Origin of the sequence: Haliscomenobacter sp. (assembly GCF_033763495.1) — a bacterium.
GTDB lineage: Bacteria > Bacteroidota > Bacteroidia > Chitinophagales > Saprospiraceae > Haliscomenobacter.
The window spans coordinates 34696-51842 of the sequence record NZ_JANRKL010000117.1 but is presented as its reverse complement, the minus strand read 5'-3'; the positions used below and the strand labels follow the sequence as shown (position 1 = coordinate 51842).

Genomic DNA, 17147 nt, shown 5'->3' with positions numbered 1-17147 from the left:
TATGACCTATGGTTGGAGTAAACTGACTGGTGAATACCTGGCACAAATTACGGCTCAATATTATGGAGTAAAAGTGACCTGCATCCGCCCTTTCAGTGGTTATGGCGAAGATCAGGACCTCTCCTACCCCATTCCTGCCATCGCCGCTCGTGCAGCCCGTAAAGAAGATCCTTTCGAGGTTTGGGGCAGTGGCAATCAAGGTCGCGACTTTGTACACATCGACGACGTCTTGGATTGTGTGGAAGTGGCAATGGATAAAATCCACAACGGAACGGCCATCAACATCGGAATGGGTCGGCTAAGCAGTTTCCGCGAAATCATTGAAGTTTTTTGCAGTTTCGCCGGGTATAAGCCGACCATCAAGCCGCTTTTGGATAAACCGGTTGGGGTGCATTCCCGTTATTGCAACATGGATTTTGTCAAAGAAACCCTGGGCTGGGAAGCCAAAATCAGCTTGGAGGAAGGTTTGCGGCGGGTATACGATGAGGCGATAAAGAAATTATAATATGAAAATAGTCTGTTTCGGTCCTGGTCCAAAATTCAAAGGAGGTATTTCCAATTACAACACCTCCCTGGCTCGTGCTTTGGATAAAATCCCAGGTACCGAGGTCCATATTGTGTCTTGGACTCAGCAATACCCCGCCATCATCCCCCGCGAGTTTGTAGACAAGTCTAGCCATATGGATTTGCTCGAAGGCAGCAACATCAAAGTCAAATACATCACCAACTACAACAACCCCGTCAGTTGGTACGAAACCTACCGCTATATTCTGAGTTTAAAACCAGACAAGGTGGTATTTCAGTGGGCTATCGCCATTCAAGGACTACCCATCGGTCGGATCGTAGGTTGGTTGCGGCAACATCCCGAGATCGAAGTCATCCTCGACTTGCACTTTGTGATCCAAAAAGAGAACAGCAGCATCGACAAATTTTTCACCAAAATGGGGATTGGTAAAGCCAAAACCTACATCGTACACGCCCTCAAAACCTTCAACGAGCTCAAAACCCTTTACCCCAATCGGCAGTTTGACTTGAGTTATGAAGGCCAGCGCAGCACCGATAAAATGGTCCAAACCGTACTCAAACTATACCACCCCATTTACGATTTGTTTCAACCGAAAGCGGACTTTGATGTAGAGGGCTTCAAAAAAGAGCATGGTTTGCGCAAACACGTGTTTCTCTTTTTTGGCTTCATCCGCAAATACAAAGGACTGCACCACGTAATTCCAGCTTTCCAAAAAGTGGCCGCCCAACGCGACGATGTATCTCTGCTCATTTGTGGGGAATCCTTTTGGCAAACCCTAGACAATACCAAGTGGAGCACCAAAATCAAAAATGCCTTATTTGGTTTGGCCAAAAAAATCGTTTTGCGTCAAAGCGACGATGAACGCCAATACAACCCACTGGCCTTGATCGACGAGTTGAACCTGAGGGACCGGGTGGCGGTGTTCAACACCTTTATTCCCAACGAAGACGTCCACAAATACTTCCAGGTGGCCGATTGTGTGGTGCTGTTTTATGAGTATGCAACCCCATCGGGCATAGAATCTTTGAGTTATAACTTTGCGCTGCCCCTGGTTGCCACCAAAGTAGGTCATTTTCCGGAAACCATTCAGGAAGGTTTTAGTGGTTACCTCGCCGAAGCGGGTGATGTAGATTCCATGGCGGCTCAAATGTTGCGCTTTCTGGACGAACCTATCCCAAGGGAAAACATACGGGAGAAAACCAAGGAATTGAGTTGGGAAAATTACGCTAAAGTAATAATGCATGCATAAATGAACATCCACCCGCTGATCCAGACCCGCATTGCTTCTCACTTGTACACCGTCACCATGCTGCACGAGCAAGAGGACTTGCTGGAGCGTGCCCATCAAATGGCAAACACTTTCTTAGAGGCTTTTAAAACCGGGCATAAAGTGCTGTTTTGTGGCAATGGCGGCAGTGCTGCAGATGCTCAACACCTGGCTGCGGAGCTATCCGGGCGGTATTACTTCGACCGGCCACCCTTATATGCCGAAGCCCTGCACGTCAATACTTCCTATCTGACTGCGGTAGCCAACGACTACGGGTACGAAGAGGTTTACGCTCGGATGTTGCGCGCCATGGGCAACAAAGGAGATATTCTGGTGGCCATGTCCACCTCTGGAAACTCCCCCAACGTGCTCAAGGCCATCGAAGCGGCCCGAGAACAATCCATGACCGTCATCGGGATGACCGGAATGGAAGGTGGAAAAATGGCCAATTTGTGCGACATCCTCATCAACATTCCGTCCAAGGATACCCCCCGGATCCAGGAATGCCATATGCTGATCGGACATATTGTTTGTGAAATCGTAGAGAAGGAATTATTTGCCCAACCAAACCGCTAAAAATGCCCAGCCCGGTTCTACCCAGCGCTTTTTCAAACCAAATGTTGCAGCAATTGGGTAATACCGATTACGAGGCATTCTTGCAAGCGCTTTCCTCCCCCACCCCCGTCAGCATCCGTCGAAATCCTTTTAAGTTAAAAAATTGGTCGGAAAATTCAGACGGAGTAAAATGGAACAAAGAAGGAATTTACCTTGCAGAGCGTCCTGTTTTCACCTTCGATCCTCGTTTACACGGTGGAGCCTATTATGTGCAGGAAGCTTCTTCAATGTTGTTGTCGGCGGTATTGCCCCAGGTCATCGATTTGAATCAGCCTTTAAAAGTATTGGATTTGGCTGCTGCGCCGGGCGGAAAAAGTACACTTTTGGCTGCGGCCATATCTGAAGACAGTTTGTTGATCAGCAATGAAGTCATCAAGTCCCGCTACCAAATCCTGCGGGAAAACCTCTGTAAATGGGGCTATCCCAATGTGTTGTGTGCCAACCAGGACAGCCGGGAATTTGCCCCCCTACAAGGCCAGTTTGACCTTGTATTATTGGATGCGCCCTGCTCCGGCGAAGGTTTGTTCCGCAAAGACCCCAATGCGGTCAACGAATGGTCGCCTGAACACGTACAACACTGCTCCGCTCGCCAACGGCGCATCCTGGCCGAAGCCAGTCCCTTGCTCAAGCCCGGCGGCATTCTGATTTATTGCACCTGCACCTACAATGAGTTCGAAAACGCCTTGAACGTAGCCTGGTCCCAAGACAACCTTGAGCTGAGCCCGATCCCCCTGTCTTTTCCAGCGGAATGGGGCGTGCAGGCCCGCGATTTTGGCTACCAGTGTTATCCTCATCACGTACAGGGAGAGGGTTTTTTTATCGCGGCCATGCGTCAGGAAAAGCATTACACCGTGCTCAAATCGGCTCCAACGAAAGGATTTTGGAAAAATGCGCCCCGCAAAAATGTAGACTTTTTAAAAAAATGGGTCAAATCCAGCGCTGAGTTGTTGGTGCTGGAAAGTCCACATGGTGAACTGGCGGCTGTTCCCCAAGCATGTGCTGATTTTTTCCAGGAGCTCAGCCCTTATTTGCGGCGCTGGGACCCTGTCCTTGAACTAGGGGCTTTAAAACACCAGGATTTCATCCCTGCTCCTGCTTTGGCTTTGAGCACTGTGGTTCATCCCAACTTGCCCAACACATCACTCGATCTTCCCACTGCTTTAAAATACCTGCGCAAAGAAGTGATCGAACTCCCAGATTCTTCCGATGGTTGGAGTCTGGTCAATTACGAGGGCATCAACCTCGGCTGGGTCAAAAACATCAAAGGCCGGGTAAATAATTATTTTCCTAAGGAATGGAGAATAAGAATGGGTGGGGGTGTGTAGTGTGATGGTGTCCCATCATTTGATAACCGATTGAATCCAACTGTAGGAGGTAGAAACCCGGGTGAAAACACTGATGTCACCATAATCACTTTTTTTGTGCCCAGGTACAGGATCTGTTGCCCCACCGGATAGTACTCCCGCCAATTCCCACACACTTCCGTTTTTCACAAACAAAGGTCCACCGCTATCGCCTTCCACCGTAGCCCCCTCCAAATTCAGCGCTCCAGCACTACTGGTTCCTGCACCCAAAATACCTTCATCGGCATTGACAAGGTTATCCCCTAAGGCATTGATGGCACCAAGAGGGTCATCAAAATCAAAAGCCAGCAAGCCTCCTGAATAGACCGTGGTTTCATGAGTGGTTTTTAAGCCTTCCACCTTTCTATCCAGGATGTTTTCTATGGCGTGTTTTTTGGATTCAAGATTGGGATTTTGCCCTGGTGCACCTGAATAATCACCAAATCCACAGAACCAGATGGTTCCACCAATCGGCTCGGTACTAGTTGTATGGAGTTTTACCGGAGTAATTGAGTTGATTGGACTGGAGACTTTGACCAGGCACAAGTCATTGGCATGCTGAAAATCCTGATTGCCGTGCAGCCAGGTTGGGTGAATCACGATCTGGGATACAGTGTAAGTCTGCGTTGGATCATTGGGATCATCCCCCGTTTTTATGGTGATGCCTTTTACCAGGGCTGGCTTTTTTTGTTCGCTGGCGTCATAAAAATTGTGTGCCGCAGTGAGTATCCATTGTGGCGCGATCAAAGTACCTGAGGCAATGTACTCCGCTTTGGCGCTACCATCCAAACTGTAACTAAATGCAATCACCGCCTTAAAATTGGGCAATGCAGGGTTGTTCGCGGCGGCAACCGCTTCATAATCCGCTAGATTTTTATCCTGGCGAATACCAAATGCCACGCCAAAATCCTCTTCAACGCTTTCGTCTTCTTGGCAAGAATAGAGTAAAACCATGGAGGCAAAAAGCAGATAAAAAAGTGGAGTATTGATGTTCATGTTGAAGTGAATTAAGGATTTTGCTGGAAATTCAAGTTTGTTTCCATAAAAGTAATGTAACATTTGCAAATTAATTGGACAGTAAAAAAAAATCTCCGTAACTTAGCAGGCAACCTGATATTAAAATACGCATCAGGACACTCAAAATCGCATCACCTACAAAATCGCTCATCATGTCAACGCCTCCATTCCGTGCGGATCACGTGGGAAGTTTATTGAGAACCAGTGCCGTCAAAGAGAACCGCCTACGCTGGAAAAAAGGAGAAATCTCTGCTGCTGAATTGCGCGCTATTGAAGACGCGGCCATCGCCGAAACGGTCACAAGATTGGAAGCCACGGGTATTCAATCCATTACCGATGGAGAATTCCGTCGCGATTATTTCCACCTCGACTTCCTCAAAGAACTGGATGGTGTAACAGTCACCGGAGGCATCGAAAGCAATCCCAATGCCAAAGCAGCTGAAGATGGTTTTAAGCCACCTGTAGTGAGCGTAACTGGCAAACTCAAACACCAACACGACATCCAGGTGGCCGACTTTAACTACCTGAAATCCATCGTTACCCGCACCCCCAAGGTGACCATTCCCTCTCCGACCATGGTGCATTTCCGGGGAGGCCGCCAATCTATCGACATTAATTCTTACCCCGATATGGATTTGTTTTTCCATGACCTGGCTGCAGCTTATCGGGAGGAAATCGACCATCTTTACGCAGTTGGTTTGCGCTATTTGCAACTCGACGATACCAACCTGGCCTATCTTTGTGACCCCAAAATGCGCGCCGCTGCTGCTGAACGGGGTGAAGACCCGAATGAATTGCCCAAAACCTACGCGGCTTTGATCAATGCTGTGATTGACAATCGGCCTGCAGACCTGCGCGTAGGCATCCACCTTTGTCGGGGCAACTACCGCAGTACCTGGTTTGCGGAGGGTGGTTACGAGCCTGTAGCGGAGGTCTTGTTCAACGAAATCAATGTAGACGGCTACTTCCTGGAATACGACGATGAGCGTTCTGGCGATTTTGCGCCGCTGCGTTTTGTGCCGAAAAATAAAATGGTGGTTTTGGGGATTGTTTCCTCTAAAGTTGCCGAATTGGAAAACATGGATGACTTGTGCAAGCGCATCGATGAAGCTGCTCAGTATGCTCCGCTGGAAAACTTGTGTGTGAGTCCTCAATGTGGTTTTTCGTCCACTCACCACGGCAATCAAATGACCCACGACGACCAGTGGCGCAAGTTGGAATTGGTGGTGAATACGGCGATTAAAGTTTGGGGGAACCCATAAACCACAGCAATTTTTTAGCATCCCACCTTCGGTGGAATTATTTTTATAGCCACCTAAAATGTCCTGAACATGAAAAATCTATTCTGCTTTTTCTTGCTACTCGGTTCGGTCGGTCTTTTTGCCCAAAACGGCATCGCCAAAATCGACACAGGCAGCATCAAAGGTGCCAAATACCGCATCCTCTTTCCTGACAACTGGAAAGGAAAACTGGTCATGTACGCGCATGGCTATGAGTTCATGGGCGCGAGTCCCCGGCAAAGCCAAAATCCAGGTTTTATCTCCAGTATGAAACCTTTTCTTGAACGGGGCTTTGCCGTGGCCGCTTCCGATTATTCCAAACAAGGGTATGCTATGCCCGAGGGAATTGAAGACACGGAAGCATTGCGCAATTACTTCGTCAAAACCTACGGAAAGCCCGACTCAACCTTCATGGTGGGGCATTCCATGGGCGGTGGCATCACCCTGGGGATCATGGAAAATTATGGCCAAAGTTACCTGGGTGGATTGCCCTTGTGCCCACTTTCGAGCAGACCTTATTTGCAGGTACGCAAGGAGTTTGACTTGTACGCAACGTTTAATGGCTTGTTTCCGGGGATCGCTTCAAAACTCTCCGACATTTTTGATTTAAACAAACCGGTGGCAGCCATGTCCTTTAGAGAAATGATGCCCAGAGTTGCAGCGATTCGCAAAGCCATTGTGTCCAAAGATTCGCTTTTGGGTCTGGCTGTAGCCAAACGTTTTGACCTCAAATTTGATGACTTGGCCTTCACCTTGATGTTTAGCGAAAATGTCTTGCGCGACGTGGCGCAAAAAGCCAAAGGCAATCCTTTCGACAATACCAATACGGTATACAGCGGCTTTCCGAACGACAAAGAAGTGAATCTAAAAGCTGAGCGACTCGCCGCTACACCTGGTGCCGACAAGTTGTTTGTAGCCTATGACCGCACCGGGAATGTGGACAAACCAATCGTACTCATGCATACCTTGTACGACCAACTGATCCCACCCAATTATGCAGTGACCAATTACGAAAACATGCTACAGGGACGGGGGAAAAGTCAGTTTTTGACCGTATTGTATACCAATGGGCAGGCGCATTGCCAGTTTACACCACAGCAGACCGGGGTGGCTTTTGATGCCTTACGGGCTTGGGTGAAGACGGGAAAGAAGGCGCAGGCGAGATTTTTGGAATAATTCCGTATGCCACGCCACCAAAGCGACATGATTTAATCACAAAGAAAAAAGTGTGTCGCTTTGGTTTTTCAAAATCAAGGGTGGTGCCCCTACTTCTTCTTCAACTCCTTCTTAAAAAAGTCCACCATCCGCGCATAATACCCCGCTTCCATTACCCCCGGCCCATGCTGCCCACCTGGCACAATCACCAATTCACTTTGCACTCCCGCCTTTTGCAAGGTTTCGTACAATTTTTCACTCTGGCAATGGGGCACCAGATTGTCTTTGTCCCCATGAAAAATCAAAAACGATGGCGTTTTCGCCGAAACATAAGTCATCGGATTCGCCAAAGCACATTTCACCTTGTTTTCCTGAATCGGGCCACCCACCAGTGAAGATTCTGGCGATTTGGCCTCGTTGTGGGAAAAAGAACTTCCACATTCGTCCATGATCAAAAAATCGGTAGGACCAAACCAGTCGACCACTGCATCCACTGCACTACTTTCCTCGGTGTGTTTGCCCAGCTTACCTTCCAAATCAATTTTATTGCCTTCAATTTCAAAGTCTTTGATTCCACTACTTGTCCCCGTAAAAGCCGACAAATGCCCGCCCGAAGACCAACCGGTGATGCCCACAAAATTGTTATCCAGCCCAAATTTTTCACTATTGCCCCGGATAAAACGAATTGCCGCTCTTACATCCTGAATTTGGGTCGGGAAACGCCCATCGGCACTGGAACGGTGATTGACATTCACTACTGCAAAACCCGCATTGAGCAAGGCCTGGCCCAAACCCGTACTAAAAACAGTCCCTTTGGAGTTGTTCGAAAACCAGGCACTACCATATACACAGAGGATCACCGGGAAAGGTTTTTTTCCTTTGCTGGGCAAGTGTACATCCAGGCGGTGGCCAATGTGACCATCACCTACATAGTCAATATCCAACCAGTAGCGGGAAGATTGAATGGCCGTTTTTTCAGCGTTGATTTCGCGAGATTGCGCCATCAGCAGGGAATTAATGCCCAGGGAAATTATAAACAGCAGGTGGTATCGGGTCATCGTATGATTGTTTTGTGGATAATGTTGCACCTCGCCTTCGGCGATGCCCTACATCATTTTACAACTTTTGGCTTTTCTTCGCCCTCTTCCTTGAGGTTCTCCAAAATTTTCCCAATTGACCCACGAAAAACCTCTTTTTCTTTGATTTTGAGCTTTTTCAACAATTTTTCTTCAAACACATCCATTGCCGCGTTGCAGATTTCCAACACCTCTTTTCCTTTCTCAGTGAGGGTGATGCGCAGGATACGTTTATGATTGGGATCGGTATTTCGTTCCAACAATTCTTTGCGTTGCAAGGTCGTCACCACCTCGTTCATCGACTGAGGGGTCATCAAAAAACGCCGCGACAATTGAGCGGAGGACAAATCGGTTTCATTGTCTCCCACAAAGTTGAGGATGATAAACTGGGAGGGAGTGATGTCGTACGCGCCTAAAATTTTGATCATGTTGGCGGTTACTTCCGTTTCCAGGCGTTTGATTAAATAGATGGTTCTAGCGGGCATATCTATTGGGTTAAGTGCTATTCCAAAAACACATAAGTCACAAAAATAGAAAAATAGACCACAGTCGAAACAAAGTACGGAAAGCATTTTTAAATTTGTTAATTTTGTAAGGCTACCTTAAACTTATACTTACAATTTTCTACATCACCATCAATCGCTAAAAAAGCATGGCCGAAAAAACCTTCTCGCGCCGCAATCTGGATTTCATCCTGTTTGAAACCTTACAGGTGGAAAAACTCCAACAATTCGATTATTTCAAGGCTCACGACCGGGAAACATACGGATTTACGCTGGACATCGCCAGCGACCTCGCCAAACAAATCATGCAGCCCGCCTACCAGGAATCTGACCGACAACAGCCAGAATTGATCGATGGGCAGGTCAAGGTTCATGCCTCTGTGCACAGCTTCATCAAGGCCTTTAGCGAAGCGGGCCTGATGGCCGCGCCCTTCTCCGAAACCTGGGGAGGGATGCAATTGCCTAAAACCATTGCCGCCGCCGCCGAATTCATCATGGGCAGCGCCCACAATAGTTTGGTGATGTACAGTGACTTATGCAAAGGAGCAGCAAACCTGATTTACACCTTTGGCAATGAAGCACAAAAAGCCCTGTTTTTGCCCAAAATGTTGTCCGGTGAATGGATGGGCACCATGTGCCTGACCGAGCCACAGGCGGGTAGTTCACTCTCGGATGTAGCCACGGCTGCCAGTCCGCAGCCCAATGGGACTTATTTGATCAAAGGGCAAAAAATCTTCATTTCCGCTGGTGATCAGGATGTGACCGATAATATTGTACACCTGGTATTGGCCCGGGTTGACGGTGCGCCTAAGGGCACCAAAGGAATTTCACTGTTTGTTGTGCCCAAAAAACGCCTGGCTGATGCTGGAATTCTTGAGGATAACGATGTCACATCCATCGGAATTTACCACAAGATGGGGCAGAAAGCCACCCCTGCCATGCACCTGGAATTCGGGGCGAAAGGAGATTGTGTAGGGTACCTTTTGGGCGAAATGAACCGGGGTTTGCCCCACATGTTTTTGATGATGAATGGGGCCCGGCTTGGGGTAGGAATGGGCGGCATCCACATCGCTTCGGCCGCCTATTATGCCTCTCTTCAATACGCCCAGGAACGTCCTCAGGGGCGGCGTTTGAACAAAAAAGAAGCCGTGGTCGAACCCGTATCCATCATTCAGCACCCGGATGTCCGGCGGATGTTGTTTTTGCAAAAAGCCATCATGGAAGGTGGCCTTTGTCTGGTCCTCCAATGTTACCTCTATCTGGATTTGGAAAAAGTACACGCTGAGGAGCCCGAACACAAAAAGCACTACAACCAACTGCTGGAATTGCTCACTCCTGTAGCCAAAACATATGGCGCAGAAATGGGCTTTGTGGCGGTCAACCAAGGTTTACAGGTCTTGGGCGGTTACGGCTATACCGAGGATTTCCCATTGGAGCAATTGGCTCGCGATGTGCGCATCATGAGCCTGTATGAAGGGACAACGGGCATCCAGTCTCAGGCACTCTTGGGGCGACAGGTAATCGGCAATCAGGGAAAAACTTTGGTTCTTTGGTACAATGAAGTAGGAAAAACCATCCACCCTGCCGAGCACGATTCCACCTTGAGTCCTTACTGGGATGCATTGATGACTTCCCTGCGCCAGTTCCAAAAAGTCACGGCCCATCAATTCAAACTGGCTACCGAAGGCGATATGGAAGTGTTGTTGGCTGATGCCAATTTGTACATGGAATCATTTGGCATTTTGAATGTGGCCTGGCAATGGCTGCTTCAGGGAATAGCAGCGGTAGAAGCCCTTAAAAAAGAAGGAATCCAGGGTGAAGAGCGGACTTTTTACCAGTCCAAAATTGAAACCCTGCGCTTTTATTTCCACTATGAATTGCCTCGTCTGCAAGGATTGTTCAGCCGTTTGCAAGAGGATATCCACCTGACCCTATTTGATGAAGAAAGCGAGTTTCTAATCTGATTCCTATGAAAATCATCATCGCCGGAGCGGGTATTGGCGGCCTGACCGCAGCCCTTTGCCTCCACGAAGCAGGTTTCGAAGTTGAAGTATTTGAATCGGTCAAAAGTGTCAGACCCCTCGGTGTGGGCATCAACCTCCTCCCCCACTCGGTGCGGATATTGACCAATCTGGGCTTGGATGACAAAATTGCTGAATCTGCCGTGGAAACCAGCGATTTGGTATACGCCAACAAACATGGACAAATCTTTTGGGAAGAACCCCGGGGTCGGTTTGCTGGCTACAAATGGCCACAGTTTTCTGTCCATCGCGGTACCTTACAAATGTTGCTTTTGGAGGAAGTAGAAAGGAGATTAGGCACAGGTTGCATCAAAACCCAACACCATTTGTCGGCTTTTGATGCAACACCCGATGGGGTCACCGCTACTTTTATCAATCGGGACACAGGTGAACTACAAGCTCAGATTACTGGAGATCTGCTGATTGGTGCCGATGGCATCAACTCCGTGCTGCGCCAGCTTTTGTACCCAAGGGAAGGTGAAGTAAAATACTCTGGCAATGTTCTGTACCGTGGTACTACCCTGATGAAACCATTTCTGAATGGTGCCTCTATGGTCATGATAGGGCACATGGGGCAAAAAATGGTGGTTTATCCCATCCAATCACAACTCAACAGTGAAGGTTTACAACTGGTCAATTGGGTAGGCAACCTACGCGAAGGAGCGGATTACCAGCTCAAGGTACGCGACTGGAATCGGCAAGCCGACCAAGAAAGGTTGTTGCGCGTTTACGAAAACTGGAAATTTGATTGGCTGGACGTGCCTGCTATGCTTGCCGGGGCGGAAAGCATTTACGAATTCCCGATGTCCGACCGCGATCCCCTGCCGCGCTGGACCTTTGGGCGGGTGACCCTTTTGGGTGACGCCGCGCATCCCATGTACCCGATTGGTTCCAACGGTGCTTCGCAGGCCATTCTGGATGCGGATGCACTCACCGCAGCTTTGATTGAAGAACCTGGCTGGCAAAGTGCCCTGGAGCGTTACGATGCTGAACGGGTACCTGCCACTGCCAAAGTGGTATTACAAAACCGCCAAAAAGGCCCGGATTTCATCATGGATTTGATGGAAGAGCGTTTCCCGCAGGGCTTTACTCCTGAACAAATTCCCCATGAAGAACTGGCCGGAATAATGGAGCATTACAAACAAATTGCGGGTTTTGACATCAAATCTTTGAACGCCAAAATGTGACCGACATGAGAATAAGTATTCCTGTTTTTATCCTTTTCACATTCATCTTTTTTACCCAACGCAGTATGGCCCAGCAAAACCTTGCCGATCCTCAATTGGAATTTGCTTTTGAAGCAACCATTACGCTAGATCCACCCCAGGAATTAGGTATAACTGCTTACGGCAAACGGCGCATCATTCCCATCACGGGCGGCACTTTTGCTGGTCCCAACATCAAGGGCAGCATCCTCCCAGGTGGTGCTGATTGGCAAACCGTTCGGGCCGACGGCACTGCAGATCTAGAAGCGCGTTACACGCTAAAAACCGACGATGGGGCGCTGATTTACATCAACAACAAGGGGATTCGCACTGGAAAACCAGAGGTCTTGGCGCGTTTAGGAAAGGGCGAAAAAGTTGACCCTTCCGAATACTACATGCGTACTTATGCAATTTTTGAGGTGACTGGCGAAAAATATTCCTGGTTGGCCAAGTCCGTTTTTGTGGCTACGGGTATGCGGAATGCCAATAGTGTGATCATCCGCTTTTTCCGGGTGCTTTAAACCAATCATTAAGGTTTCTTCAACATAAAAAATTCATTATGAAACAAATGAACTACATCATGAGACGCAGTTTTTTAAGCATTGCGCTACTGCTTGGTGCGGGAATAATGAGCAGCAATTACTGGGATGCGCTGGCCTCGAAACCCAAGTCCAAATTTGCTGGCGTACAAGTGGGAACGATTACTTATTCCTTTAGGAGTATGCCCCACGATGTGGACCAATTGATCCAGTTTTTGACAGAAGCCAACGTAAGTGCCATCGAATTGATGGGCGACCCTGCCGAAACTTATGCAGGCAAACCTGCTTCCCCTGTGCGTATGGGCCCTCCCCCCGCAGGCGGCCAACGTCCCCAAATGACCGATGAGCAAAGGGCCCAAATTGCCGAATACAATAAAAAAGTAGCCGAATGGCGAGCTACGGTTTCAATGGATAAATTTGTGGAAATTCGCAATAAATTCAAAAAAGCAGGGATTAGCATTTATGCCTTCAAACCTAATGCTTTTGGGCCAAACAACAGCGACGCGGAAGTAGAATACGGCATGCGGGCCGCCAAGGCACTTGGGGCAAAATCTGTAACCTTGGAATTGCCTACAGACCCCAAACAATCTCAACGCTTGGGAGACCTGGGCGCCAAGCACAAAATTTACGTTGGCTACCACAACCACACCCAGGCTACCGATGTGTTGTGGAATGAAGCCTTAAGCCAATCTCCTTACAATAGCATCAATCTGGACGTAGGCCATTACATCGCCGCTGGTGGAAAAAACACCAAAGAATCGCTCCTGGCTTTCATCGAGGCCAAACACGACCGCATTACCAGTATTCACGTCAAAGACCGCCAAACGCCAGCCAATGGTGCGGGCAACCTGCAATGGGGTAAAGGAGACACACCGCTGAAGGAAATACTGACGATGATGCGTGATAAAAAATACAAATTCCCGGCATCTGTAGAGTTGGAATACACTGTTCCTGAGGGTTCCAATGCCGTGAAGGAAGTGGCGAAATGTGTAGAGTACGCGAAAAAGTTGTTGATGGAGTAAGTTGGGGGAACTTGAATCATCCCAAATTTCTTAAAACATCATAAAAGCGACATTTCTTTGTGACAAAGAAATGTCGCTTTTATGATGTAGCATTGATTATCAATCAGACTACCTAATTTGATAAACCTCTTGAGATGAGAATAATCCTGGCCATCCTCTACATTTTTTGTCTTGCCTACCCCTCTTTTTCCCAAAACAACAGCGGCAAAATCGTCACCCAAATCATCCAATCCAAAGCCCTGCAAAACCCTGGCGGCGAAAACCCCAATCGCCGCATCTCCGTGTACCTTCCTCCTCAGTACGAGCAAAACAACCAGCGGTATCCGGTCATCTATTATTTGCATGGTTTTATGGGCACTGACAGCATCAGCCCCAACATGAAAATGATTTTGGATCAGGGCATCAGCGCCCGAAAAATCCGGCCATTTATCCTGGTCATTGCCAGCCAGTACACCCTATACGAAGGTAGCTTTTACAGCAATTCCAGACTGACTGGTAATTGGGTGGATTTTACCGCCCAGGAGCTGGTGAGCCACATGGATGAAAATTTCCGCACTCTTGCCAAACGCGAAAGCAGGGGTATTGGCGGGCATTCCATGGGCGGTTATGGAGCCTTTAAAATTGGGATGTTGCACCCCGAAGTATTCAGCAGTGTTTATGCGCTCAGCCCGGGTTTATTGGCTTTTGTCAAGGAGTTTGGACCAAATAGCAGCTCTTTTCGAGAGTTGCAGAACATCAAAACCCAGGAAGATTTGAAAAGAACTTATTATCCAAAAGTTTTGGTGGCCGTAGCCCGAGCCTGGTCACCCAATCCTGCCAAAGCACCATTTTATTGTGATTTCCCTTTTACCTATGAAGGGGACAAAATGGTAGTCAATCAGGCAGTATTGGAAAAATGGGAGCAAAACATGCCCGTTTATATGGTTGACAAATACGCCGACAACCTGCGTAAATTGACGGCCATCAAAATGGACTGGGGGCGCAACGACGCCCCACGCTTCCCCATTCAAATCGGAATGCTGAGCCAACGACTGGAAAACCTGGGCATCACCCACTACGCAGAAGAGTACATTGGCGATCACGGCAATAAAATCTGGAGCAAAGATGGGCGGGTACTCAATGACCTATTGCCCTTCTTCAACGATTACCTCAGTTTTGAGTAAAAAAAGGAGCCGGCACTTTACCGGCTCCACATTAAACACTAATAATGTATAAAACCAATCTTAAATTCCATTTGGGAAATGTACAATTGTAAAATGTACATTTATTTTATAATTGTCAAACCTACAATTATTTCCTGGAACAATCCAGTGTCCTGCAATTTTTTTCCCAGGTTTAACTTTGGTTTAACACCTTGTCGGTTTTTCCCTTGTGAAAATTTTAGCCACTCTACATAAAAAAGCGGCCTAAAGCTAGGTGCGAGAATCAGGTTTCCTTATATTTGTCAATAAGCTACATCACCAATCGCCTACACCATGTCTGACCCTCAACCTGCAAAGCTCCGCTATGCCTGGTACGTTGTTATCGTACTCATGCTGGCCAATGTTTCCTCCTTTATCGACCGCCAGATTTTAGCACTGCTGGTTGGGCCGATCAAACGGGATTTGCATTTATCCGATACCGAAATGAGTTTGCTCATGGGGTTTAGCTTTGCCTTATTTTATACCCTTTTTGGCATCTTTATCGGGCATTTTGCCGATAAATTCAATCGCCGAAACATCATCATTGCCGGGGTGGCGATGTGGAGTTTGATGACAGCGCTTTGTGGTGGCATCAAAAACTATACCCAGTTCTTCTTTGCACGCATGGGCGTGGGTGTAGGCGAGGCGACTTTATCTCCCTCTGCTTATTCACTCATTTCAGATTATTTTCCACCCAATAAGTTGTCTCGGGCCTTGAGCACCTATTCTATGGGCGTGTTTTTGGGCATGGGTTTGGCGATATTGGTTGGTGCGGGGTTGATCAGTGCCTTGCCTACGGAAGGTATGGTGCACATTCCAATTTTTGGGTCCATTTACCCCTGGCAGTTGATGTTTTTTTATATTGGCCTGCCTGGATTATTGATCGCCCTGTTGGTGCTGAGCATCAAAGAACCGGACCGCAAAGAAAGCCTGGAACAGCAAAAAATAGCCAAACCAAGTCTAAGTGAAGCACTAAAAATCATTTGGCAAAACCGCAGTGCCTACTCCGCCATTGTATTGGGTACTTCTTTTACCGCTTTTGCCAACTACGGCACTTCCGCCTGGGTGCCAACCTATTTTAACCGCACTTTTGACTGGGCGATGCCCGTAATTGGTTTGAAATTTGGTTTGATTGTGACCATTTTTTCTGGCTTGGGCGTATTGGTAGGCGGTTGGTTGGCAGACCGATATGTTCGTAACGGCGCCAAAGCTGGACGCGTGTATGTAGGGATCATTTCCGGGGTAGGCATCCTGGTTTCAGCGGGTAATTTTTTGCTGGGTAATCCCGACTTGATTTTACTGAGTCTGGCCATTCCAGCTTTTTTTATGGCATTCCCTTTGGGCGCAGCGGCAGCGGCAGTGCAGGAATTGATGCCCAATCGGGTCAGGGCGCTGGCATCCTCCATCTTCCTGTTTTTCATCAACATGGTGGGCATGGGTGGCGGCCCATACGTGGTGGCCTTTTTTACCGACTCCGTTTTTGGGGATGAAAGTATGATTCGGTATTCCCTGGTCGCACTCTATCTGATTGGCGGGATAGCTACAATCCTCTGTTTTTGGCTGGGCTTAAAACCTTATCAGCGGATTTTAGCCGCAAGAGCAGCAGCATAGACCATAAATTACGACAACATGACCATATCAAACCATACTTTTTTCATCACGGGCGCAGCATCCGGCCTCGGCTTGGCCACTGCCGAAATGGTCATCGAACAAGGCGGGCAGGTCTTATTGGCAGACATTAACGCGGAAGCGGGCACCCAGGCCGAAAAACAGCTAGGCCCTAAAGCAAAATTTGTAGCCACCGATGTCAGCGATGAAGCCAGTGTAAAAAATGCTTTAGCAGAAGGCTTGGAATACTTTGGTCGCTTCGATGGAGTGGTCAATTGTGCTGGCATTGGCCCTGCTGAACGGGTTTTGGGCCGCAATGGGATACATTCTTTGGCTTCTTTTTCTAGAGTCATCCAGATCAATTTGCTGGGGGCTTTTAATGTGATTCGGCTCTTGGTTGAACACATGCAGAGCAACCCTCCCGGAACAAGTGGCGAACGAGGAGTCATCATCAATACCGCCTCGGTGGCTGCTTTTGAAGGACAAATCGGGCAAGCTGCCTATGCTGCATCCAAGGGAGGGATCGTAGCCATGACCCTGCCCCTGGCTCGTGAATTCGCCCGAGTGGGCATTCGGGTAATGACCATCGCCCCGGGGATTTTTGAAACCCCTCTTTTGGCCAATTTACCGGAAGAAGCCCGGGTTTCCTTGGGCCAACAAGTACCTTTTCCTTCCCGGCTAGGGCAAGCTTCGGAATTTGCCGCACTCGTACAACACATCATTGAAAACCAAATGCTGAATGGCACCGTTATCCGTCTGGACGGAGCCATTCGAATGGCTGCAAAATAA

General features: G+C 48.2%; 16 protein-coding genes. 13 read left to right on the top strand and 3 right to left on the bottom strand.

Annotation, left to right across the window (positions count from 1 at the left end; all coding sequences use genetic code 11):
- The 4 genes from SFV55_RS12705 to SFV55_RS12690 all read left to right on the top strand — a co-directional run.
- On the top strand, nt 1–505 hold a 505-nt coding region (locus tag SFV55_RS12705), incomplete at its 5' end, for an NAD-dependent epimerase/dehydratase family protein (RefSeq protein WP_320029881.1).
- Nucleotide 506: 1 nt separating this feature from the next.
- On the top strand, nt 507–1775 hold the full coding sequence (locus SFV55_RS12700) for a glycosyltransferase (protein ID WP_320029880.1): 1269 nt from the start codon (nt 507–509) through the stop codon (nt 1773–1775).
- Nucleotides 1776–2369: a D-sedoheptulose 7-phosphate isomerase gene (locus SFV55_RS12695; RefSeq protein ID WP_320029879.1), complete on the top strand. Its 594-nt coding sequence runs from the start codon at nt 1776–1778 to the stop codon at nt 2367–2369.
- 2 nt (nt 2370–2371) lie between these two features.
- Nucleotides 2372–3733, top strand: a complete 1362-nt coding sequence (locus SFV55_RS12690) for a methyltransferase RsmF C-terminal domain-like protein (protein ID WP_320029878.1) — start codon at nt 2372–2374, stop codon at nt 3731–3733.
- Nucleotides 3734–3748: 15 nt separating this feature from the next.
- Here SFV55_RS12690 and SFV55_RS12685 read toward each other — a convergent pair whose 3' ends face one another.
- Nucleotides 3749–4747 carry a S1 family peptidase gene (locus SFV55_RS12685; RefSeq protein ID WP_320029877.1) on the bottom strand — a complete coding sequence of 333 codons (999 nt, stop codon included), beginning with the start codon at nt 4745–4747 and terminating at the stop codon, nt 3749–3751.
- 173 nt (nt 4748–4920) lie between these two features.
- Between SFV55_RS12685 and SFV55_RS12680 the strand changes: the two genes are divergently transcribed.
- The gene (locus tag SFV55_RS12680) at nt 4921–6030 is read left to right on the top strand and encodes a 5-methyltetrahydropteroyltriglutamate--homocysteine S-methyltransferase (RefSeq protein ID WP_320029876.1); all 1110 of its coding nucleotides are present in this window, start codon (nt 4921–4923) and stop codon (nt 6028–6030) included.
- Between the two features lie 69 nt (nt 6031–6099).
- Nucleotides 6100–7224, top strand: coding sequence for an alpha/beta hydrolase (locus SFV55_RS12675; protein WP_320029875.1), 1125 nt, complete (start codon nt 6100–6102; stop codon nt 7222–7224).
- A gap of 89 nt (nt 7225–7313) precedes the next feature.
- Here the strand turns inward: SFV55_RS12675 and SFV55_RS12670 are convergent, their stop codons facing one another.
- Both SFV55_RS12670 and SFV55_RS12665 read right to left on the bottom strand, forming a co-directional pair.
- Nucleotides 7314–8261 carry an alpha/beta hydrolase gene (locus SFV55_RS12670; RefSeq protein ID WP_320029874.1) on the bottom strand — a complete coding sequence of 316 codons (948 nt, stop codon included), beginning with the start codon at nt 8259–8261 and terminating at the stop codon, nt 7314–7316.
- 53 nt (nt 8262–8314) lie between these two features.
- Nucleotides 8315–8764 carry a MarR family winged helix-turn-helix transcriptional regulator gene (locus SFV55_RS12665; RefSeq protein WP_320029873.1) on the bottom strand — a complete coding sequence of 150 codons (450 nt, stop codon included), beginning with the start codon at nt 8762–8764 and terminating at the stop codon, nt 8315–8317.
- Between the two features lie 167 nt (nt 8765–8931).
- Between SFV55_RS12665 and SFV55_RS12660 the strand changes: the two genes are divergently transcribed.
- The 7 genes from SFV55_RS12660 to SFV55_RS12630 all read left to right on the top strand — a co-directional run bounded on the left by SFV55_RS12660 (nt 8932) and on the right by SFV55_RS12630 (nt 17147).
- Nucleotides 8932–10746 (top strand): acyl-CoA dehydrogenase, encoded by a 1815-nt coding sequence (locus SFV55_RS12660; RefSeq protein WP_320029872.1) that lies wholly within the window; start codon nt 8932–8934, stop codon nt 10744–10746.
- A gap of 5 nt (nt 10747–10751) precedes the next feature.
- Nucleotides 10752–11990: a flavin-dependent oxidoreductase gene (locus tag SFV55_RS12655; protein ID WP_320029871.1), complete on the top strand. Its 1239-nt coding sequence runs from the start codon at nt 10752–10754 to the stop codon at nt 11988–11990.
- 5 nt (nt 11991–11995) lie between these two features.
- Nucleotides 11996–12529, top strand: a complete 534-nt coding sequence (locus SFV55_RS12650) for a DUF3237 domain-containing protein (RefSeq protein WP_320029870.1) — start codon at nt 11996–11998, stop codon at nt 12527–12529.
- Nucleotides 12530–12567: 38 nt separating this feature from the next.
- Nucleotides 12568–13569 (top strand): sugar phosphate isomerase/epimerase, encoded by a 1002-nt coding sequence (locus tag SFV55_RS12645; protein ID WP_320029869.1) that lies wholly within the window; start codon nt 12568–12570, stop codon nt 13567–13569.
- 134 nt (nt 13570–13703) lie between these two features.
- Nucleotides 13704–14732 carry an alpha/beta hydrolase gene (locus SFV55_RS12640; RefSeq protein ID WP_320029868.1) on the top strand — a complete coding sequence of 343 codons (1029 nt, stop codon included), beginning with the start codon at nt 13704–13706 and terminating at the stop codon, nt 14730–14732.
- A gap of 312 nt (nt 14733–15044) precedes the next feature.
- The gene (locus tag SFV55_RS12635; protein ID WP_320029867.1) at nt 15045–16361 is read left to right on the top strand and encodes an MFS transporter; all 1317 of its coding nucleotides are present in this window, start codon (nt 15045–15047) and stop codon (nt 16359–16361) included.
- Between the two features lie 18 nt (nt 16362–16379).
- The gene (locus SFV55_RS12630; protein WP_320029866.1) at nt 16380–17147 is read left to right on the top strand and encodes a 3-hydroxyacyl-CoA dehydrogenase; all 768 of its coding nucleotides are present in this window, start codon (nt 16380–16382) and stop codon (nt 17145–17147) included.